Origin of the sequence: Rivibacter subsaxonicus (genome assembly GCF_004217215.1) — a bacterium.
Classification (GTDB): Bacteria; Pseudomonadota; Gammaproteobacteria; order Burkholderiales; family Burkholderiaceae_C; genus Rivibacter; species Rivibacter subsaxonicus.
The window spans coordinates 34,068-53,156 of record NZ_SHKP01000006.1; the positions used below are offsets into that span (position 1 = coordinate 34,068).

General features: G+C 69.4%; 21 protein-coding genes. 13 read left to right on the forward strand and 8 right to left on the reverse strand.

What is annotated here, in order from left to right; genetic code table 11:
* The first annotated feature begins 1 nt into the window (after position 1).
* From EV670_RS10095 to EV670_RS10140, 10 genes are all read left to right on the forward strand, one after another.
* On the forward strand, positions 2 to 649 hold the full coding sequence (locus tag EV670_RS10095; protein ID WP_130431747.1) for a DUF3306 domain-containing protein: 648 nt from the start codon (positions 2 to 4) through the stop codon (positions 647 to 649).
* Positions 576 to 2,807 (forward strand): 4Fe-4S dicluster domain-containing protein, encoded by a 2,232-nt coding sequence (locus EV670_RS10100; RefSeq protein WP_130431748.1) that lies wholly within the window; start codon positions 576 to 578, stop codon positions 2,805 to 2,807. The genes EV670_RS10095 and EV670_RS10100 overlap by 74 nt, the downstream gene beginning before the upstream one ends.
* Before the next feature lie 19 nt (positions 2,808 to 2,826).
* Entirely contained in the window at positions 2,827 to 3,456 is a 630-nt protein-coding gene (locus tag EV670_RS10105; protein ID WP_130431749.1) for a TorD/DmsD family molecular chaperone, read from the forward strand.
* 162 nt (positions 3,457 to 3,618) lie between these two features.
* Entirely contained in the window at positions 3,619 to 3,846 is a 228-nt protein-coding gene (locus tag EV670_RS10110; protein WP_130431750.1) for a formate dehydrogenase, read from the forward strand.
* A 16-nt stretch (positions 3,847 to 3,862) separates the two neighbouring features.
* Positions 3,863 to 6,853 carry a formate dehydrogenase subunit alpha gene (locus EV670_RS10115; RefSeq protein ID WP_130431751.1) on the forward strand — a complete coding sequence of 997 codons (2,991 nt, stop codon included), beginning with the start codon at positions 3,863 to 3,865 and terminating at the stop codon, positions 6,851 to 6,853.
* 9 nt (positions 6,854 to 6,862) lie between these two features.
* Positions 6,863 to 7,486 (forward strand): formate dehydrogenase FDH3 subunit beta, encoded by a 624-nt coding sequence (gene fdh3B, locus EV670_RS10120; protein WP_130431752.1) that lies wholly within the window; start codon positions 6,863 to 6,865, stop codon positions 7,484 to 7,486.
* On the forward strand, positions 7,483 to 7,749 hold the full coding sequence (locus tag EV670_RS10125) for a hypothetical protein (RefSeq protein WP_130431753.1): 267 nt from the start codon (positions 7,483 to 7,485) through the stop codon (positions 7,747 to 7,749). Before fdh3B ends, EV670_RS10125 begins: the two co-directional genes overlap by 4 nt.
* 1 nt (position 7,750) lies before the next feature.
* Positions 7,751 to 8,890 carry a formate dehydrogenase subunit gamma gene (locus tag EV670_RS10130; protein ID WP_130431754.1) on the forward strand — a complete coding sequence of 380 codons (1,140 nt, stop codon included), beginning with the start codon at positions 7,751 to 7,753 and terminating at the stop codon, positions 8,888 to 8,890.
* Positions 8,891 to 8,916: 26 nt separating this feature from the next.
* Positions 8,917 to 9,330, forward strand: a complete 414-nt coding sequence (locus EV670_RS10135) for a hypothetical protein (RefSeq protein WP_130431755.1) — start codon at positions 8,917 to 8,919, stop codon at positions 9,328 to 9,330.
* Positions 9,331 to 9,421: 91 nt separating this feature from the next.
* Positions 9,422 to 10,276, forward strand: coding sequence for a formate dehydrogenase accessory sulfurtransferase FdhD (locus tag EV670_RS10140; protein WP_130431756.1), 855 nt, complete (start codon positions 9,422 to 9,424; stop codon positions 10,274 to 10,276).
* A 4-nt stretch (positions 10,277 to 10,280) separates the two neighbouring features.
* Here EV670_RS10140 and EV670_RS10145 read toward each other — a convergent pair whose 3' ends face one another.
* From EV670_RS10145 to EV670_RS10155, 3 genes are all read right to left on the reverse strand, one after another.
* Positions 10,281 to 11,633 carry a metal-dependent hydrolase family protein gene (locus EV670_RS10145; RefSeq protein ID WP_130431757.1) on the reverse strand — a complete coding sequence of 451 codons (1,353 nt, stop codon included), beginning with the start codon at positions 11,631 to 11,633 and terminating at the stop codon, positions 10,281 to 10,283.
* A gap of 70 nt (positions 11,634 to 11,703) precedes the next feature.
* Positions 11,704 to 12,696 carry an MBL fold metallo-hydrolase gene (locus tag EV670_RS10150; RefSeq protein ID WP_130431758.1) on the reverse strand — a complete coding sequence of 331 codons (993 nt, stop codon included), beginning with the start codon at positions 12,694 to 12,696 and terminating at the stop codon, positions 11,704 to 11,706.
* 25 nt (positions 12,697 to 12,721) lie between these two features.
* Complete coding sequence (locus tag EV670_RS10155; RefSeq protein ID WP_130431759.1) at positions 12,722 to 13,252, reverse strand: Mpo1 family 2-hydroxy fatty acid dioxygenase; 531 nt, start codon at positions 13,250 to 13,252, stop codon at positions 12,722 to 12,724.
* A gap of 140 nt (positions 13,253 to 13,392) precedes the next feature.
* On the opposite strand from EV670_RS10155, the gene dcd reads away from it, so the two are divergent.
* The 3 genes from dcd to EV670_RS10170 all read left to right on the forward strand — a co-directional run bounded on the left by dcd (position 13,393) and on the right by EV670_RS10170 (position 15,281).
* The gene (gene dcd / locus EV670_RS10160; RefSeq protein WP_130431760.1) at positions 13,393 to 13,962 is read left to right on the forward strand and encodes a dCTP deaminase; all 570 of its coding nucleotides are present in this window, start codon (positions 13,393 to 13,395) and stop codon (positions 13,960 to 13,962) included.
* 77 nt (positions 13,963 to 14,039) lie between these two features.
* A complete protein-coding gene (gene ypfJ, locus EV670_RS10165; protein ID WP_130431761.1) occupies positions 14,040 to 14,900 on the forward strand; it encodes a KPN_02809 family neutral zinc metallopeptidase in 861 nt (286 codons plus the stop codon).
* 15 nt (positions 14,901 to 14,915) lie between these two features.
* Positions 14,916 to 15,281, forward strand: coding sequence for a DUF1801 domain-containing protein (locus tag EV670_RS10170; protein WP_130431762.1), 366 nt, complete (start codon positions 14,916 to 14,918; stop codon positions 15,279 to 15,281).
* 1 nt (position 15,282) lies between these two features.
* On the opposite strand, the gene dinB is transcribed toward EV670_RS10170, so the two are convergent.
* The 5 genes from dinB to EV670_RS10195 all read right to left on the reverse strand — a co-directional run bounded on the left by dinB (position 15,283) and on the right by EV670_RS10195 (position 19,069).
* A complete protein-coding gene (gene dinB / locus EV670_RS10175) occupies positions 15,283 to 16,449 on the reverse strand; it encodes a DNA polymerase IV (protein ID WP_130431763.1) in 1,167 nt (388 codons plus the stop codon).
* Positions 16,450 to 16,468: 19 nt separating this feature from the next.
* Positions 16,469 to 16,825, reverse strand: a complete 357-nt coding sequence (locus tag EV670_RS10180) for a protein tyrosine phosphatase family protein (protein ID WP_130432772.1) — start codon at positions 16,823 to 16,825, stop codon at positions 16,469 to 16,471.
* Between the two features lie 35 nt (positions 16,826 to 16,860).
* On the reverse strand, positions 16,861 to 17,307 hold the full coding sequence (locus EV670_RS10185) for a GatB/YqeY domain-containing protein (protein WP_130431764.1): 447 nt from the start codon (positions 17,305 to 17,307) through the stop codon (positions 16,861 to 16,863).
* Positions 17,308 to 17,420: 113 nt separating this feature from the next.
* Entirely contained in the window at positions 17,421 to 17,633 is a 213-nt protein-coding gene (rpsU, locus tag EV670_RS10190) for a 30S ribosomal protein S21 (protein ID WP_130431765.1), read from the reverse strand.
* Positions 17,634 to 17,845: 212 nt separating this feature from the next.
* Entirely contained in the window at positions 17,846 to 19,069 is a 1,224-nt protein-coding gene (locus EV670_RS10195) for a BaiN/RdsA family NAD(P)/FAD-dependent oxidoreductase (RefSeq protein ID WP_130431766.1), read from the reverse strand.
* Positions 19,070 to 19,089 lie beyond the last annotated feature (20 nt).

The following is a 19,089-nucleotide window of genomic DNA, read 5'->3' on the forward strand; positions in this document are numbered from 1 at the left end:
GATGACCGCCCCTGAGCGCGAATCCGATCCGGCCGACGGCGGCTTCTTTTCCCGCTGGTCGCGGCGCAAGGCGGAGCAGCGGCGCGAGGAGCCGGCGGTGGTGCCGGCCGTTGTGCCGCCGGTGGCCGGCGCCACCCCCGCGCCCGTCGCCGTCGAGCCGGCGGCGCTGCCGGCGGCGCTGCCGGCGGCCGAGCAGGCACCTCCCGCGCCCACGCTCGAGGACGTCGCGCTGCTCGCGCCCGGCGACGAGGTCTCGCGCTTCATCAAGCCCGGCGTCGATGCCGGCGTCCAGCGCGCCGCGCTGAAAAAACTGTTCGCCGATCCGCACTTCAACGTGATGGACGGACTCGATACCTACATCGACGACTACGGCAAGCCCGACCCGATCCCGGAGTCGATGCTGCGCCAGATGAATCAGTCCAAGTTCCTGCGCCTGTTCGAGGAAGACGAAGAGAAGCCGGTGCAGCAACCGGTGACTGCCGTCGCACCCGCGACTGCGCCCGACGCGGCACCCGTATCCAGCAGCGAGGTCGAAGCCACCGCCCCGGTGGACGGCCCAGCCAACACGCCCCCCGATGAAGACCCTGATCTGCAATTGCAACCAGACGATCCCGATCGACGGCCCGGCGCTCCAGAAGGCACTGGCTGACTCAAGCGACGGGCTGGAGACGGTCCACCAGCTGCTGTGCCGCCAGCAGGCGCCGGAGTTCCAGCGCGCGGCCAAGAGCGGCGAGGAGTTGCTGGTCGCCTGCACGCAGGAGCAGCGGCTGTTCCTCGAACTGAACGAGCAGACCGAGGGTGCGCGGCCGGTGGCCGAGCGGCCGATCCGCTTCGTCAACCTGCGCGAGAGCGGCGGCTGGAGCGCGGCGGCGCGTGCGCAGCCGGCGGCGCTGGTGCCCAAGCTCGCGGCGCTGATCAAGGCGGCGCAGCGGCCGCAGGCCGATCCGGTGACTAGCGTGAGCTATCGCAGCGGCGGTCGCTGCCTGGTGATCGGCAGCGCGGCCAATGCGCAGGCCGCGGCGGCGCTGCTGGCCGACCGGCTCGATGTGTCGCTGCTGGTCACCGAGGCCGGCGGAGAGTTGGCGCAGATGCGCACGCTGCCGGTGGCCGCCGGGCGCGTCACCAGGCTGGGCGGCTGGCTCGGCTCCTTCGAGGTGGAGTGGGAAAGCGCCAATCCGATCGACCTCGATCTCTGCACGCGCTGCAACGCCTGCGTCACGGCCTGCCCGGAGAGCGCGATCTCGCTGGCCTACCAGATCGACCTCTCGCGCTGCACCAACCACCGCGACTGCGTGGCGGCTTGCGGCGCGGTCGGCGCGATCAGCTTCGAGCGCGCGCCGCAGGTGCACAAGGAACGCTACGACCTGGTGCTCGACCTGGGCAGCGAGCCGCAGATCGCGCTGCATGCGCCGCCGCAGGGTTACTGGCACGTGCCGCTGCAAGGCGGCACACAAGGGGCGGCGGCGCAGGCCGGCGCGGCCGCGCTGACGAGGGCCGTGATCGAACTGCGCGACGCGGTCGGCGAGTTCGAGAAGCCCAAGTTCTTCGACTACCGCCAGAGCGTCTGCGCCCACAGTCGCAACGAGCGCGATGGCTGCACGGCCTGCATCGAGGTCTGCTCGGCGCAGGCGATCACCAGCCTGGCCAAGGTCGACGGCCCGGGTCGCGGCGGCATTCGCGTCGAGCCGCACCTGTGCGTGGGCTGCGGCGCCTGCACCACGGTCTGCCCGAGCGGCGCGCTGAGTTATCGCTACCCGGCGCCGGCGCACCAGGGCGAGACGATCCGCACGCTGGTCGGCGCCTATCGCCGCGCGGCCAGCGATGCGCCGGTGCTGCTGCTGCACAGCCAGGGCGCGGGCCAGCAGCTGGTCGAGGCGCTCGGACGCGCGGCGGCGGGTACGAAGCACGCCGGCCCGGGCCGTACCGCGCCTGCTGGCACGCCGGCACTGCGCGGCGTGCCGCCGCGGGTGCTGCCGCTGGCGCTGTGGCATACGGCCTCGGTCGGCCTCGATCTGTGGCTGGCCGCGGTGGCGCAAGGCGCGGCGGCGGTCTGGGTGCTGATGAGCGAGGAGGAAGCACCGGACTACCGGCGTGCGGTGTCGGCGCAGCTCGCGCTTGCTGAAGAACTGCTTCAGGGTCTTGGCTTCAGTGGCACCCATTTCCGGTTGATCGACGTCCGCGACGCCGCCGCGCTCGACGCCGCCCTGCATGCCGGCCTGGCCGAACTGCCCGCGCTGTCGGCGTTGCCGCCGCAGGCGAGCTTTGCGGTGCAGAACGACAAGCGCGCAACGCTGGAGTTGGCGATCGATCACTTCATCGAACGCTCGCCGCTGGCCGAGGCACCTGCTGCGGTGCCGCTCGGCGCCGCGTCACCGTTCGGCAGCCTCGCGATCGACACCGACAAATGCACGCTGTGCCTGAGCTGCGTCGGCGCCTGTCCGGCCGGCGCGCTCGGCGACAACCCCGAGCGGCCGCAGCTCAAGTTCACCGAAAAGAACTGCGTGCAATGTGGTCTCTGCGTCGGCACCTGCCCGGAGCAGGCGCTCACGCTCGAACCGCGCCTTTGGCTGGCCGACGGCGGCAAGGCGCGCAAGGCGCCGCGTGTGCTGCACGAGATGGCGCCCTACGCCTGCGTGAAATGCGGCAAGCCCTTCGGCACGCTGCGCGCGATCGAGGCCATCATCGCCAGGCTCGGCGCCCATCCGGCCTTCGCCGGCGCCGCCGGCGAGCGGCTCAAGATGTGCGGCGACTGCCGCGTGGTCGACATCTACACCAACCCGCAGGAAGTGCGGATCACGGACCTTTGAGCGCGCACGCGACCACAAGATGAAGCCGCAACCGATCGCCTTTGCCGAGCGCCCCGACGAGCGCGAGGAACTCGCCCGCGCCGAGGTCTATGGCCTGCTCGCCGCGCTGTTCTACGCCGCACCCTCGACCGATCTCTACGCGCAGATCCAGGTCGCGGCCACCGAGGCGCCGGCGCCGGGGGCGCTGCTCGAGTCGTCCTGGCAGGAAGTGGTGGCGGCCTCGCGGCGCCTGCCGCGCGAGGTGGTGGCGCGCGAGTACGACGCGCTGTTCCAGGGCGTTGGCAAGCCGGAAATCTTCCTGTTCTCGTCCTTCCACCTCGCCGGTGCCATCAACGACCGGCCGCTGGTGGCCTTGCGCAGCGACCTGGCCGAACTCGGACTCGAGCGCGATCCGGCCACGACCGAGACCGAGGACCACATCGCCGTGCTGTGCGAACTGATGCGCTACCTGATCGCCGGTGCCGATGCCGCCGCCGGCTCGCTGCCTTCGCAGCAGCGCTTCTTCATGGCGCACCTGGCGGGTTGGGTCGAAGCGCTGACGGCGCAGATCGCCGAACACCCGAAGGCCGACTTCTACCGCGCGCTGGCGTTGTTTGCGCGTGACTTCTTCGCGGTCGAACGGCAGGGTTTCGACCTGCTCGATCTGTAGCGTCGCGGCCCGCGACGTGCGATTGGCGCATCGATTCCGACCCGCTGGCTCGGAATCGGGTCGATCCCCGTTGACCCCTATGCACGATTGCGCATACTCAAGAAAGAACCCCAGCTTTCGGATGGGCGCGCGTGTCGCGTTCGTCATGCCAGGAGACAGAGCATGGACAAGACCCAGAGTGCCAACCAGCCCGGTGCCGCCGTTGGCCGCCGCGGCCTGCTGATCGGCGCGGGCGCCGCCGGCGTCGCGGCAGTGGCCGCCAGTCGTTTGCTGCCGGCCGCCGAGCCGGTCGAGGTGGTCCAGGCCCCTGCCGTCGCGGCAGCCGAGGAGCGTCAGGGCTACCAGCTCACCGCGCATGTCAAGCGCTACTACCAGACCGCCAAGGTCTGAAGCGAGGAGCGCCGCCATGTTGCTGACCCGCAAGCCTTCCGACGCGAATCTCGCGTCCTCTTCCTCCCCGTCGTCGATGGTTTCGTCGCTGGTGCGCGGTCTCGACGGCGCCGCGCGCCGGCCGATCGCCACGCTCGATCGGCGCAGCTTTCTGCGCCGCTCCGGCCTCGGTGTCGGCGCCGGCATCGCCGCCACCCAGCTCACGCTGGTGCGCAAGGCGCGCGCCGCCGACGCGCCCAAGGCCGCCGAAGGCGCGGCGGCGTCCAAGATCCAGGTCAAGCGCACCGTCTGCGGCCACTGCTCGGTGGGCTGCGCGGTCGACGCAGTGGTCGAGAACGGCGTCTGGATGCGCCAGGAGCCGGTGTTCGACTCGCCGATCAACCTCGGTGCCCATTGCGCCAAGGGTGCGGCACTGCGCGAGCATGGTCGCGGCGAGTACCGCCTCAAGTACCCGATGAAGCTGGTCGACGGCAAGTACCAGCGCATCAGCTGGGACGTCGCGCTCGACGAGATCTCCAAGAAGATGCTCGAGATCCGCCAGCAGAGCGGCCCCGACGCGCTGTTCGTGGTCGGCTCCTCGAAGCACAACAACGAGCAGGCCTACCTGCTGCGCAAGTGGGTCAGCCTCTGGGGCACCAACAACTGCGACCACCAGGCGCGGATCTGTCACTCGACCACGGTCGCGGGTGTTGCCAACACCTGGGGCTACGGTGCGATGACCAACTCCTACAACGACATGCAGAACAGCAAGGCTGCGATGTACATCGGCAGCAACGCTGCCGAGGCACATCCGGTCTCGATGCTGCACATGCTGCATGCCAAGGAGAAGGGCTGCAAGATGATCGTGGTCGATCCGCGATTCACGCGCACCGCGGCCAAGGCCGACGAGTACGTGCGGATCCGCTCGGGCACCGACATCCCGTTCCTGTTCGGCGTGATGTGGCACATCTTCCAGAACGGCTGGGAAGACAAGAAGTACATCAACGACCGTGTCTATGGCATGGACAAGGTGCGCGAGGACATCCTCGCCAAGTGGTCGCCCGAGAAGGTCGAGGAGGTCTGCGGCGTCGACGGCGCGACCACGCTGAAGGTCGCCACCATCCTCAGCCAGAACCGGCCGAGCACCATCGTCTGGTGCATGGGCCAGACCCAGCACACCATCGGCAACGCGATCGTGCGCGCCTCCTGCCTGCTGCAACTGGCGCTGGGCAACATCGGTGTCAGCGGTGGCGGCGCCAACATCTTCCGCGGCCACGACAACGTGCAGGGTGCCACCGACGTCGGCCCCAACCCCGACTCGCTGCCCGGCTACTACGGCCTGGCCGACGGCTCCTGGAAGCACTTCGCCAAGGTCTGGGGCGTCGACTTCGACTGGATCAAGAAGCAGTACGCGCCGGGCATGATGAACAAGCCCGGCATGACGGTCTCGCGCTGGATCGACGGCGTGCTCGAGAAGAACGAGCTGATCGACCAGGACAGCAACCTGCGCGCGCTGTTCTTCTGGGGCCATGCACCGAACTCGCAGACCCGCGGTCTCGAGATGAAGAAGGCGATGGACGCGCTCGACCTGCTGGTCGTCGTCGATCCCTTCCCGAGCGCGACCGCGGCGATGGCGGCGATGCCCGGCAAGGCCGACGAGCAGAACCCCAAGCGCGCGGTCTACCTGCTGCCAGCCACAACGCAGTTCGAGACCAGCGGCTCGTGCACCGCGTCGAACCGCTCGATCCAGTGGCGCGAGCAGGTCATCGAGCCGCTGTGGGAGAGCCGCAACGACCACATGATCATGTACCAGCTGGCGCAGAAGCTGGGCTTCGAGAAGGAGCTGGTCAAGAACATCAAGATGGTGCCGGGCCGCGGCGGCATGGCCGAGCCTTCACCCGAGGACATCCTGCGCGAGATCAACAAGAGCGTCTGGACCATCGGCTACACCGGCCAGAGCCCGGAGCGGTTGCAGGCCCACATGCGCAACATGAACGTGTTCAACGCGACCACGTTGCGCGCGCAGGGCGGCATCGACAAGGCCACCGGCTACAAGCTCGACGGCGACTTCTTCGGCCTGCCCTGGCCCTGCTACGGCACGCCGGCGCTCAAGCATCCGGGCACGCCCAACCTCTACGACACCAGCAAGCACGTCATGGAAGGCGGCGGCAACTTCCGCGCCAACTTCGGCGTCGAGCGCGAGGGCAAGAACCTGCTGGCCGAGGACGGCTCGCACAGCAAGGGCTCCGACATCACGACCGGCTACCCCGAGATCGACTCGGTAATGCTCAAGAAGCTCGGCTGGTGGGAAGAGCTCACCCCCGAGGAGCAGAAGGCGGCCGAGGGCAAGAACTGGAAGACCGACCTTTCGGGCGGGATCATCCGCGTCTCGATGCAGAACCACGGCGTGCATCCCTTCGGCAACGCCAAGGCGCGCGCGGTGGTCTGGAACTTCCCCGACCCGATCCCGCAGCACCGCGAGCCGCTGTTCAGCAACCGGCCCGACATGGTCGCCAAGTACCCCACGCACGACGACCGCAAGGCCTTCTGGCGCCTGCCGACGCTGTTCAAGTCGGTCCAGGGCAAGAACGCCGACATCAGCACGAAGTTCCCGCTGATCATGACCTCGGGCCGGCTGGTCGAGTACGAGGGCGGCGGCGAGGAGACGCGCTCCAACCGCTACCTGGCCGAGTTGCAGCAGGACATGTTCGTCGAACTCAACCCGGCGGTCGCCAACGACCGCGGCATCCGCAACGGCGAGCAGGTCTGGGTCAGCACGCCGACCGGCGCCCGCATCCGCGTCAAGGCGCTGGTCACCGAGCGGGTCGACCGCCAGACGGTGTTCCTGCCCTTCCACTTCTCGGGCAAATGGCAGGGCGTCGATCTCGCGCCCTACTACCCCGACGGTGCGGTGCCGATCGTGCGCGGCGAGGCGATCAACACCGCGACCACTTATGGCTACGACAGCGTGACGATGATGCAAGAGACGAAGACCACGCTCTGCCAGATCGAACGCGCCAACGCTTAAGGAGCCGACATGTCCCGCATGAAATTCATCTGTGACGCCGAGCGCTGCATCGAGTGCAACGGCTGCGTCACCGCCTGCAAGTCGGAACACGAGGTGCCATGGGGCGTCAACCGGCGCCGCGTGGTCACGCTCGACGACGGCGTGCCGGGCGAGCGCAGCATCTCGGTGGCCTGCATGCACTGCAGCGACGCGCCCTGCATGGCGGTTTGCCCGGTCGACTGCTTCTTCCGCACCGACGACGGGGTGGTGCTGCACGACAAGGACATCTGCATCGGCTGCGGCTACTGCAGCTACGCCTGTCCCTTCGGCGCGCCGCAGTTCCCGACCAACGGCACCTTCGGCCTGCGCGGCAAGATGGACAAGTGCACCTTCTGCGCCGGCGGCCCCGAGGCCCACGGCTCGGAGGCCGAGTTCGAGAAGTACGGCCGCAACCGGTTGGCCGAAGGCAAGCTGCCGGCCTGCGCCGAGATGTGCTCGACCAAGGCACTGCTCGGTGGCGACGGCGACGAGCTGGCCGAGATCTTCCGCACCCGCGTGCTGCAGCGTGGCAAGGGCGCCGAGGTCTGGGGCTGGGGCACGGCCTACGGCGGCGGCAAGCCGCCTGCCGCCAAGACCGAGGCTGGCAAGTCATGAGTGCGGCGCTCAGGCTTTCTTCGGCTGCGCTGGCGATCGGCGCGGCCTTGCTGCTCGGCGCCTGCGGCGAACGGCAGAACCCGGCCCAGACGCGCCAGGAGCAGCGCCAGCAGGCCGGCACCGAGGCCTGGGCCGCGGGCAGTAGCAGCGGCTTCAAGGCCGCCGGCTGGACGCCGGGCGACCAGGCCAGCTGGGAGCGCCACATGCGCGCGCGCAGCCAGAACCAGAACGAGTACGTCCGCATCCAGGGCAAGGGGGGCTGACATGCGCGCCTCCCACTTCGCCTCGGTCCGGCGCTGGTTGCTTGGTGCCGGGCTGGCGGCCGCGACCACGCTGGCGATCGCGCAGGCCGCACCTGCGGCTTCGGCCCCCGGCGCGGCTGCGCCGGCCGCCGCTGCCGCGATGCCCGCGCCGCGCCCCGAAGACACCAACGCCGAGCGCGCGCGCAGCCAGCCGCTCAACAACGCGCCGTTCTGGCGCAACGTCCAGCAGTCCGGCAGCCAGCCCGGCATCAGCAACCTGCCAGGGGCCGAGAAGGGCGTGCTGATCCAGCCCTTCGTCAAGTACCCGGGCACGCTCTACCTGACCGCCGGCGAGGCCTGGCGACAGGTGCGCAACAAGCTGATCATCCCCTACGGCGGTGCGGTGCTGTTCGTCACGCTGCTGGCGATCGCGCTGTTCCATTTCACCAAGGGCGGCGTGCGCTTCGAGGGCCCGGCCACCGGCCGCAAGATCGAGCGCTTCACCTACTTCGAGCGTGCGGCGCACTGGAGCAACGCGCTGGCCTTCGTGCTGCTCGCGGTCTCGGGGCTGGTGATGGTGTTCGGCAAGGCGCTGTTGCTGCCGATCCTCGGCGGCACGCTGTTCGGCTGGCTGGCCTACGCGCTGAAGAACATCCACAACTTCGCCGGCCCGCTGTTCGCGGTCTCGCTGCTGGTGATGATCTTCACCTTCGTGCGTGACAACCTGCCAGCGCGCGGCGATCTCGACTGGTTGCTCAAGGGCGGCGGCCTGTTCAGCGGCAAGCACGTGCCCTCGCATCGATTCAATGCCGGCGAGAAGCTGATTTTCTGGGCCGGCGTGTTCGGCCTCGGCCTGGTCGTGGTCGGCTCCGGCCTGTGGCTCGACAAGCTGATTCCCGGCCTGTCGTACCTGCGCCCCGAGATGCAGGTCGCCCACATGATCCACGCCAGCGCGGCATTGCTGATGGTGGCGCTGTTCCTCGGCCACATCTACATGGGCACGCTCGGCATGGAGGGCGCGCTCGACGCGATGAAGACCGGGCAGGTCGACGAGGCCTGGGCCAGGCAGCACCACGAACTCTGGTACGACGACATCAAGGCCGGCAAGATCCCGGCCCAGCGCAGCGATGCCGCGGCCGATGGCCCGCCGGCGCTGGCCTGACAAGACGCACAGCGGAGACGAAGCCGATGAAACGTAGCCACCTTCTCATGCTGGCACTGGCCAGTGGTCTGCTGGCCGCGCCGGCCTGGTCCAAGCTGCCGCCGCCGTCGCCGGAGGCCAAGCTCAAGGCCGACGAGGCCAGGGCCAAGACCGCCTGGTCGGACAAGGTCGCCAACTACCAGCTCTGCAAGTCGATGGACCGCACCGCGGCCCACTACCAGAAGAGCGCCAAGGCGGCCGGCAAGGACGTCAAGCCGCCGACCGAGACCCCGGCCTGCGCTGACCCCGGCCCCTTCGTGCCGCCGGCGCCACCGCTCGAGGCCGCGGGTGCCCACTCGCCGACCACCACCGCGGCCAGCCCGCCGAGCACGACGCAGACCGCCGCCCAGCAGGCGACGGCCAAGGTGCCGGCCAAGCCTGCCTCCGAGGCCAGGAAGTAGCGCGCATACTGCTGCGCTGCCACGCCCGCGGGCCGCTTCGGCGGCCCGTTGCATTTGTGGCTGCTTGGCCGCCGATCCTGCCTTCTTGCTCATGAGTTCACTGCCCCACCTCACCCAAGCCGCCGCCGAGCTCACGCAGGAGGTCGAGGTCATCGACGAGCATGGCGCGCGCCGCACGCTGCAGATTCCGGCCGAGCGCGCGCTGACGGTCTACGTCGACAAGCGCGAACTGGTCACGCTGATGACGCTCGGCGCCGCGCCCGAGTTGCTGGTGCTGGGCTACCTGCGCAACCAGCGGCTGACCAGCGAGCCGGGCCAGATCCGGTCGATCACCGTCGACTGGGAGGTCGGCGCCGCGGCGGTGCACACGCGCGGCGGCCTGCCCGACTACGAGGCCCGCACCGCGCAGCGCGTCGTGACCACCGGCTGCGGCCAGGGCACGGTGTTCGGCTCGCTGATGAACGAGCTCGACAGCATCGAGCTGCCGCCTGCGGACGAGGCGCGCATCAGCCAGCGCGCGCTGCTGGCGCTGCTCGAGGCGATGCGGCAGCAGGAGAGCACCTACAAGTCGGCCGGCTCGGTGCATGGCTGCGCGCTGTTCCGCGTCGGTGCCGACAGCGCCGAACTGCTCAGCTTCGTCGAAGACGTCGGCCGCCACAACGCGATCGACACCATCGCCGGCTGGATGTGGATGAACGGCGTCAGCGCGCGCGACACCGCCTTCTACACGACCGGTCGCCTGACCAGCGAGATGGTGATCAAGTCGGCCCAGATGGGCGTGCCGATCGTCGTCTCGCGCTCGGGCATCACGCAGATGGGCTACCAGCTGGCGCAGCGGCTCGGGCTGGCGCTGTTTGGTCGCGCGGTGAACCGACACTTCATCGCCTACACCGGCTTCGATCGTTTCGATGCGCAGCCGGAGCTGGCTTCGGCGTCGACCGGCTAAGGCGTCAAGGCCCCCGGTTCTTGAAGACCTTGCCGTTCTTCATGATGACGAGGAAGTTCTTGTCAGCCTCCGCGAGCAATTGCAGCCGGGCGAGCGGGTCGCCGTCGACCAGCAGCAGGTCGGCGAGGGCGCCTTCTTCCACCACGCCCAGCTTGCCGGGGTAGGGATCGCGCGGGCCCGACAGCTTCAGCAGCTGGCCGTTGGTGGCGGTGGCCATCGCCAGCACCTCCGGCGCGCTGTACCAGCGGCCCATCGTGACCAGCAGTTCGCCCTGCCTGGCCGCACCGGCGGGCGAGAAGAGGACGTCGGTACCGAAGGCCGTCTTGATCTTGTACTTCCTGGCCAGCTCCACGGTGCGCTCGGTGCCGGCTTGGACCTGCTTGAGTCGCGCCAGGTTGGCTGGCGCCAACGGCGGCGTGTGGCCGTCGTCGGTGAAGGGCTGGAAGCTCAGCCAGATGCCCTTTTCGGCCATCAGTCGCGCGGTCGGCTCGTCCATCAGGTGGCCGTGCTCGATGACCTTGACGCCGGCGGCGATCGCAAGCTGGATCGCCGCCGGCGTGTAGGCGTGGGTGGCGACGTAGGTGCCCCAGTTGCTGGCCGCTCGCACTGCTGCCTTCAGTTCGTCTTCGTCGAAGGTGGAAATGTCGAGCGGGCTGTGCGGCGAAGCGACGCCGCCACCGGCCGTCAGCTTGATCTGCGAGGCGCCGAGCATGAACTGCTCGCGGGCGCGCACCCGCACCTCGTCGGGTGAATCGGCAATCATGCTGCCGCCGATGAGCTCGGCGTGGGTCAGCGGTCCGCCAAGCTGGCGCGGCAGTTCACTCGTGCTGCGGAAATCGCCGTGGCCGCCGGTGATGGTGATCATCGCGCCCGAGGGATAGATCCGGGGCCCCGGCACGAGGCCTTCGTCGATGGCGCGCTTGAGTGCGAACGAAGGCCCGCCGAGATCGCGCACCGTGGTGAAGCCGCGCATCAGCGTGGCATGGGCCTGCGCGGCGGCCAGCAGGTTCAGGTAGCCGAGGTTGGCGTCGAGCAGCGTTGGCAGCGGGGTTGCCGCCATCATCGTGTGCCAGTGGTTGTCGATCAGGCCGGGCATCAGCGTGCGGCCGCCGCCGCGGATCCGCTGCACGGCAACGCCGGGCGGATCGGCGATCGGGGTGGCGGAGATCGTCTTGATGACGTCACCGACCACTAGCACGTTCGAGGGCGCCGACAGCCGGTCGCCGCTGCCGTTGAAGACGCGCACGTTCTCGAACAGCACCGCGCCGGGCGCCTGTTCCTGGGCCGAGGCGAGCGGCGACCACAGGCCGCCGAGGGCGAGAAGCGCGGTCGAGAGCGCCCTGCGCGTGAAGTGCATCTGCAGTCCTTCCTCGCTTCACCGCCCGGGCGAAGCATCGGGTGAGTGCGAGCCGCCCGTCGGCCCGCGCTTAGGGGCGAAACGGTAGCAGAGGCGGCGCCATGCGGATCTCGACGCCGTCGCGCGCGCCCATCCGCCTGAGTTCGTTCATCGTGTGCTCGAAGTCGTCGAGCAGCAGCGGCATCGGTTGCAGCGGCTGGTCGAGCGGCAAGCTGAAGTTGTCCCAGTGGATCGGGATCACGCGCTTGGCGCCGGTGGCGAGCACCACCTCGCGCCAGTAGGACTCGACATAGGCCGTGTCCTTCTTGCCGAGGGTGCCGACGCCGAGCAGCACCGCGTCGGCGCGCTTGCCGGCCAGCGCGTCCGGCGCGAAGCCGGCACTGGCCTGCACCAGCACGCGCTGGCCGCTCGCGTGCTCGACCAGCAGCGACCAGACCTCGCCGGCACGCCACGCGGAGGCGCGCGCCGGCAGCGTGAGCGGCGCGTCGATGGTCTCGAGCGTGCGGCCATCGTCGAGCGGTGTCGGGCTGTGGTGCGAGGCGATGAACGTGAGCTTGAACTTGCCGAGTTGCAAGGTGTCGCCCGACCTCACCTGCTTCATGCGATCGGCCGGCAGGCCCTGCGTGATGCCGAGCTGCATGGCCGACGCGGAGCCGACCAGCAGGGCACCGGTGCGCTCGGCCACCAGCGCCGAGTCGAGCGCGTGGTCGTAGTGGGTGTGCAGCGGGATCACCGCGGCGAGCCGGTTCACGTAGAGACGCTTGAGCTCGCGCTCGATCGTTGCCGTATCGGGCTGGATCTTGCCGAGCACCACGCTGCGCAGGCTGGGGCGAGAGAGAAAGGCATCGGTCATCCAGGCGGTCTCGCCATCGTCGAAGACCAACGTCGAGACGCCGGCGTGGCGAATGCTCAGCTTGCCGGGCACCGGGAAGGCCTGCGACAGCGCCAGATCCGCATAGGGCTCGACGGCCGGTCGGCGCAGCCACTGGATCGTGATCCAGCTGCCGAGCAGCAGCACCAGCACCAGCAGCGCGAGGACGGCGCGAAGGGTGTTTCTTCTCATCGTGGCCAGTGCTCGGGTGCGTGCCTCAGGCCACGGGCTGCTGCATGTCGCGCAGGTGGGTCGGCCCGACCTTGGCCTCGATCTCGGCCAGCAGCGGCTTGTTCCAGCCCATCAGAAACATCATCTCGGCAAACACGAACATCGGGCCGATCATCAGGCCGGTGAGATCGTCGACGAAGGCCGGCTTGCGGCCCTCGTAGTGGTGGCCGACGAACTGGATCACCCAGCCGACGACGAACAGTCCGATGCCGCTGGCCAGCCAGGTGGCCGTGGAGCCGGCGGCGACTTGCGCGCCGGCCAGCGTCATCGCGCCGATGATCGCGCTCGTGACGAAGCCGAGCACCAGCTGGCCGCGCGTGAGGTACCAGGCTGCGCTGATGGCAAACACGATCCAGGCCGGGCTGAGCGCCAGGCCGGCGACTTCGAAGCTCGGGCGCGACAGCAGGATGCAGACCGCGAAGATGATCATCGGCACGCCGACGAAGTGGGTCGCGATGTTGCGGCGGTCGCGGTGGTAGGCGGCGTAGTCGGAAAGCAGTTGGGTGGCGTTGCGCATGGGATCCTCCAGGCCGGCGGCCATCGTCGCGCCGGAACAGGCCCGGATGCTACGCAGCGCCGGCGCCGGCCGCCATCGGGAGCGGCCCGGGGCGCTGCCTACAATTCCGCCTGCGGCGCGCGCCGCGACAGGGAAACAGCATGAGCATCAAGAGCGACAAGTGGATCCGCCGCATGGCCGAGCAGACCGGCATGATCGAGCCCTTCGAACCGGGCCAGGTCCGGCACGCGGCCGACGGCCACAAGATCGTCAGCTACGGCACCAGCAGCTACGGCTATGACATCCGCTGCGCGCCCGAGTTCAAGGTCTTCACCAACATCTACTCGACGGTGGTCGACCCGAAGGCCTTCGACGAGCGCAGCTTCGTCGACATCAACGCCGATGTCTGCATCATCCCGCCCAACAGCTTCGCGCTGGCGCGTACCGTCGAGTACTTCCGCATCCCGCGCAACGTGCTGACGATCTGCCTGGGCAAGAGCACCTACGCCCGCTGCGGCATCATCGTCAACGTCACGCCCTTCGAGCCCGAATGGGAGGGCTACGTCACGCTCGAGTTCAGCAACACCACGCCGCTGCCGGCCAAGATCTACGCGGGCGAGGGCTGCGCCCAGGTGCTGTTCTTCGAAAGCGACGAGGTCTGCGAGACCTCCTACAAGGATCGCGGTGGTAAGTACCAGGGGCAGCGCGGAGTGACCCTGCCCAAGACCTGAAAGCCCCCTAGTCGCACAGGCGTGGGCGGCACGCTGCGGCGTACCATGATCCGGGAGCAGTTCAACCGGAGATCAGGATGCGGTGGGATGGCGAGCGCGAGAGCGAGAACGTCGAGGACCGGCGCGGCATGCGCATGCCGGGAGGCGGCAAGGGCCTGGGCATCGGGGCGATCGTCATCGCGCTGATCGCCAGCGCGGTGTTCGGCATCAACCCCCTGACGGTGCTTGGCCTGCTCGGCGGCGGCGGGATGCCGGCAATGCCGGGGGCGCAGCAGGAGCAGTCCGGCCCCGCGGCGACCAGCGAGGACACCCGTTTCGTCCGGGTGGTGGTGGCCAGCACCGAGGATGTCTGGACACCGCTGTTCCAGCAGGCCGGTGCGAGCTACGAGCCGCCGCGGCTGGTGGTTTTTCGCGGCGCCACGCCGACCGCCTGCGGCACCGGGCAGAGCGCGATGGGGCCGTTCTATTGCCCGGCCGATCGCAAGGTCTACCTCGACCTCGACTTCTTCGACACGCTCAAGCAGCGCATGGGCGCGCCCGGCGATTTCGCCCAGGCCTACGTGATCGCGCACGAGGTCGGCCACCATGTGCAGAACCTGCTCGGCATCAGCGACAGGGCCAACGCCGCGCAGCGCCAGGCCGGCGAGGCGCAGGGCAACGCGATCAGCGTGCGCGTCGAGTTGCAGGCCGACTGCCTGGCCGGCGTCTGGGCTCACCATTCGCAGCAGGCCAAGCAGTGGCTCCAGGCAGGCGACATCGAGGAAGCACTCAACGCCGCGGCGCAGATCGGCGACGATACGCTGCAGCGCAAGTCGCAGGGTCGCATCGTGCCGGAGAGCTTCACGCATGGCAGCAGCGCGCAACGGGTCGAGTGGTTCAAGCGCGGCTTTGCCGGCGGCAAGGTGCCCGACTGCAATACCTTCGCCGGCAGTCGCTGAAGGGGCGCCACGCCGATGCGCTCCCCGGTTCGACCCGCTGCGCTGATCGCGGCGCATTTCGACACCCTGAGTCCGCCGGTGCGCGAAGTGGCCCAGGCCCTGCACAAGCTGGTGGCCGAGACCGCGCCGCAGCTGACTCAGACGCTGCAATGGGGCAACGTGGTGTTCCAGCACCAGGGGCGCAACGCGATCGGCATCGCGGCTCACAAGAGCTACGTGCTGCTGCAGTTCTTCAACGGCGCGCTGCTGGCGACCCAGTTCAGCGCGCTCGAGGGCACCGGCAAGGGCCTGCGGCACCTGAAGTGCCGGCTGCAGCAGCCGCTCGATGTCGAGCTGGTCGCCAACCTGGTGCAGGCCAGCGTCGACGAACTGCAGCCCTGACTCAGGCGAACAGGTCGGCGGTCTGGGGCGGCTGGGGCGGCGGCGGGGTGCCGGCCGGTTGCAGGCTGCTGGCGCGCACGCCGAGCAGGCGCAGGCGTTGCTCGAGCGGCGCGCGCTTGAGGCATTCGCCGGCGGCGCGCCGGATCGCTGCCGGCTGAGCGGTGGCCACCGGCAGTGTCTGCACGCGGGTCAGCGTGCGGAAGTCGTCGTAGCGCAGCTTGATGCCGATGGTACGGGCCTCCAGCTGGTGGCGCTGGAGGTCGGCCGCGAGCTGCTCGCACAGTCGTGTGAAGACGGGCGTCAGCAGCGCGCGGTCGCGCCGCGCGTGCAGGTCGCGCTCGAAGGTGGTCTCGCGGCTGATGCTGGTGGTCTCCTGCTCCGTCACCACCGCGCGCTCGTCGCGGCCATGCGCTGCGGCATGCAGCCAGGCGCCGTAGCTGCGGCCGAAGCGTTCGATCAGTTCGTGCGGCGCAGCGGCCGCGAGTTCGCCGATGGTCCTGATGCCGCATTCGGCTTCGAGCCGCGCGGCGGCCTTGGGGCCGATGCCGTTGATGCGGCGCGCGGGCAGCGGCCAGATGCGGCTCTCGACGTCGGCCTCGCGCAGGATCGTCAGGCCGTCGGGCTTGTCGAGCTCTGAGGCCAGCTTGGACAGCAGCTTGTTCGGCGTCACGCCGATCGAGCAGCTCAGGCCGGTGGCGGCCTTGACGCGGGCCTTGATCGCGGCGGCGATCGCGGCGCCGTGGTCGGCTGCCACACCCTCGATCTGCGAGAGATCGATGTAGATCTCGTCGATGCCGCGATCCTCGATCACCGGCGCCAGCTCGGCCACCGCCGCCTTGAAGCGGCGCGAGAAGCGGCGGTACTCGTCGAAATCCGTCGGCAGCAGAACCGTCTGCGGCGCCAGCTTGGCGGCCTTCATCAGCCCCATGCCGGAGTGCAGCCCAAAGGCGCGCGCGGCGTAGGTGGCGGTGGTGATGACGCCGCGGCCGACGTAGCTTTCTAGAGTCGCAAAGCGCAGGCTGCCATCGGGCTGCGGCTCGGGCTGGTGGCGCCGCCCGCCGCCGATCACCACCGGCTGGCCGGCCAGCTGCGGGTAGCGCAGCAACTCGACCGACGCGTAGAACGCGTCCATGTCGAGATGGGCGATGTGGCGCTCCGCGGCGCTCATCGCTGCGGCGGCGATCGACTCAGTGCGCGTCGCGCGCTGCCGCCAGCGACAGCGCGTACAGGCGCCCGCTGCGCGAGCCGCTGCGGCAGAAGGCCAGCACCGGTTTGGGCAGGCGCTCCATCAGCGCTGCCATCGCCTGCGCTTCTTCGGGCGATTGGTAGCCGCCGGCCACCGGCAGGTAGGCGTATTCGAGCCCGGCGGCGCGGGCGGCGGCCTCGACCGCGGCGTTGCTCGGCTGATGCGGGCCGCCTTCGCCGTCGGGCCGGTTGTTGATGACGCTCCTGAAGCCGGCCGCCGCGGCCGCCGCCATGTGCTCGGGTCCGAGCTGGGGGGCGGTGGCGATGTCGGCGTTGAGGCGAAAAGCGGGCAGGTCGATGCTCATACGCTCAAGCTTAGGGCAGACGAGGTTCCTCAGCGCGCCAGGGCGGCTTTCACCGCCACCGACACCTGGCCCATGTCGGCCACACCGGCCAGCTTCTGCTTGGCCGCGGCCATCACCTTGCCCATGTCGCCCGGGCCGCTGGCGCCGAGTTCGGCCAAGAGCTTGGCGACCTCGGCCGCCACTGCCTCGGCCGACAGCCGCACCGGCAGGTAGGCCTCGAGCACGACGATCTCGGCCGCTTCCTTGTCGGCCAAGTCCACCCGCCCGCCCTGCGTGAACTGGGTGATCGCGTCCTTGCGCTGCTTGACGAGCTTGTCGACGATCGCGATGACCATGGCGTCGTCGAGCACCACGCGCTCGTCGACCTCCTTCTGCTTGAGGGCGGCCAGCAGCAGGCGGATCGTGCCGAGGCGCTCGGCCTCCTTGGCACGCATCGCGTTCTTCATGTCTTCGGTGATGCGGTCTTTCAGGCTCATCGCGTGGACTCCGGGAAAGGTGGTTCAGCAGAAACGACAAAGCCCGCCTGGGCGTCCCCCGCGGGCTTTGAATTGCCACGCCCGAAGGCGCAGCGTGCTCGAGGGAGCAAAGTTCAGTACATCTTCTTGGGCAACTGCATGCTGCGCAGGCGCTTGTGCTGGCGCTTCACCGCAGCCGCCTTCTTGCGCTTGCGCTCGGAAGTGGGCTTCTCGAAGAACTCGCGAGCGCGCAGGTCGGTCAGCAGGCCGAGCTTCTCGATGGTGCGCTTGAAGCGGCGCAGGGCAACGTCGAACGGCTCGTTCTCTTTGACGCGGATGGTGGTCATTTAAATCAGGATCCTGTGTTGGGCGCTCGGAGGTCGGGGCTGGCAGATCGCAAACTGTGGCGCGGTGGTTCCGGATCACCCCGCCCAGCCTTGAACCCGGAGGTTCTGCTGCGCTTTAGCTGCTGCCGCGACTCGACGCGCGAGTTTGCCGGCAAAGACCGAGAGTATAGCACGACGGGCCGTGCGATCGCAATCGCGTTGTGAGCGGGCGCTCACGCAGCAGAGGCCACCGGTGCAAGCGCCTGGGCGCAGGCGTGGGCGCTGGCCCAGGCCCACTGGAAGTTGTAGCCGCCGAGCCAGCCGGTGACGTCGACGACCTCGCCGATGAAGTGCAGGCCGGACAGGCGACGGCTCTCCAGCGTCTGCGAGCTCAGCTCGCGGGTATCGACGCCGCCGATCGTGACCTCGGCCTTGCGCCAACCCTCGGTGCCGGTCGGCGTGAGTTGCCAGCGCTGCAGCGAGGTGGCCAGCGCCTGCAGGTCGCGGTCGCGCACGTCGGCCAGCGGCCGCCGACCGAGTTCGCCGAGCGGAGCCAGCCAGCGCTGCGCCAGGCGCGCCGGCAGGTGCAGCGCGAGTTCGGTGTCGAGCTGGCGCCGGGCGCCTTGCTTGGCGCCGGTCAGGGTCGCGGCCAGGTCGATGCCGGGCGCGAGGTCGAGGCTGATCGGCGCGCCCGGCTGCCAGAAACTCGAGATCTGCAGGATCGCCGGTCCGCTCAGGCCGCGGTGGGTGAACAGCAGGTCTTCGAGGAACTCGCCGCGCGTCCCGCCGACTCGTCCGGCGCCCGTGCTGGCGCGCACCTCGAGCGAAAGACCGGCAAGCTCGGCGAACGGCGCCCAGGCCGCGGCGTCGAAAGTCAGCGGTACCAGCGCCGGCCGTGGCTCGATGACCCGATGCCCGAACTGGCGCGCGACGCGGTAGCCGAAGTCGGTGGCGCCGATCTTCGGGATCGAGAGGCCGCCGCTGGCGATCACCAGCCGCGCCGAACGCACCGGGCCGGCGTCGGTGTCGAGCTCGAAGCCGGCGTCGCCATGGCGCACCGCGTGCACGCCGCAGGGTTGGCGCAGCGTGACGCCACCGGCCTCGCACTCGCGCAGCAGCAAGCGGATGACCTCTTCGCTGCCCTCGTCGCAGAACAGCTGGCCGCGATGCTTCTCGTGCCAGCCGATGCGGTCGCGGTCGAGCAGGCGGATGAAGTCGCGTGGCGAAAAGCGGGCCAGTGCCGAGCGGCAGAAGGCCGGGTTGTCTGACAGGAAGTTTGCAGGGCCGGCTTCCCTGTTGGTGAAGTTGCAGCGGCCGCCGCCAGAGATGCGGATCTTCTCGGCCAGCTTGGCGGCATGGTCCAGCAAGAGCACGCGGGCACCACGCTGGCCGGCAACGCCTGCACAGAACAGGCCGGCAGCGCCGGCGCCGACGACCACGACATCGAAGACTTGCATCGGGCGATTATCGGGACCCA

Coding starts and splice junctions, on each gene's coding strand:
- EV670_RS10095 (WP_130431747.1), top strand. CDS start 2: ATGACCGCCCCTGAGCGCGAATCCGATCCGGCCGACGGCGGCTTCTTT.
- EV670_RS10100 (WP_130431748.1), top strand. CDS start 576: ATGAAGACCCTGATCTGCAATTGCAACCAGACGATCCCGATCGACGGC.
- EV670_RS10105 (WP_130431749.1), top strand. CDS start 2,827: ATGAAGCCGCAACCGATCGCCTTTGCCGAGCGCCCCGACGAGCGCGAG.
- EV670_RS10110 (WP_130431750.1), top strand. CDS start 3,619: ATGGACAAGACCCAGAGTGCCAACCAGCCCGGTGCCGCCGTTGGCCGC.
- EV670_RS10115 (WP_130431751.1), top strand. CDS start 3,863: ATGTTGCTGACCCGCAAGCCTTCCGACGCGAATCTCGCGTCCTCTTCC.
- fdh3B (WP_130431752.1), top strand. CDS start 6,863: ATGTCCCGCATGAAATTCATCTGTGACGCCGAGCGCTGCATCGAGTGC.
- EV670_RS10125 (WP_130431753.1), top strand. CDS start 7,483: ATGAGTGCGGCGCTCAGGCTTTCTTCGGCTGCGCTGGCGATCGGCGCG.
- EV670_RS10130 (WP_130431754.1), top strand. CDS start 7,751: ATGCGCGCCTCCCACTTCGCCTCGGTCCGGCGCTGGTTGCTTGGTGCC.
- EV670_RS10135 (WP_130431755.1), top strand. CDS start 8,917: ATGAAACGTAGCCACCTTCTCATGCTGGCACTGGCCAGTGGTCTGCTG.
- EV670_RS10140 (WP_130431756.1), top strand. CDS start 9,422: ATGAGTTCACTGCCCCACCTCACCCAAGCCGCCGCCGAGCTCACGCAG.
- EV670_RS10145 (WP_130431757.1), bottom strand. CDS start 11,633: ATGCACTTCACGCGCAGGGCGCTCTCGACCGCGCTTCTCGCCCTCGGC.
- EV670_RS10150 (WP_130431758.1), bottom strand. CDS start 12,696: ATGAGAAGAAACACCCTTCGCGCCGTCCTCGCGCTGCTGGTGCTGGTG.
- EV670_RS10155 (WP_130431759.1), bottom strand. CDS start 13,252: ATGCGCAACGCCACCCAACTGCTTTCCGACTACGCCGCCTACCACCGC.
- dcd (WP_130431760.1), top strand. CDS start 13,393: ATGAGCATCAAGAGCGACAAGTGGATCCGCCGCATGGCCGAGCAGACC.
- ypfJ (WP_130431761.1), top strand. CDS start 14,040: ATGCGGTGGGATGGCGAGCGCGAGAGCGAGAACGTCGAGGACCGGCGC.
- EV670_RS10170 (WP_130431762.1), top strand. CDS start 14,916: ATGCGCTCCCCGGTTCGACCCGCTGCGCTGATCGCGGCGCATTTCGAC.
- dinB (WP_130431763.1), bottom strand. CDS start 16,449: ATGAGCGCCGCGGAGCGCCACATCGCCCATCTCGACATGGACGCGTTC.
- EV670_RS10185 (WP_130431764.1), bottom strand. CDS start 17,307: ATGAGCCTGAAAGACCGCATCACCGAAGACATGAAGAACGCGATGCGT.
- rpsU (WP_130431765.1), bottom strand. CDS start 17,633: ATGACCACCATCCGCGTCAAAGAGAACGAGCCGTTCGACGTTGCCCTG.
- EV670_RS10195 (WP_130431766.1), bottom strand. CDS start 19,069: ATGCAAGTCTTCGATGTCGTGGTCGTCGGCGCCGGCGCTGCCGGCCTG.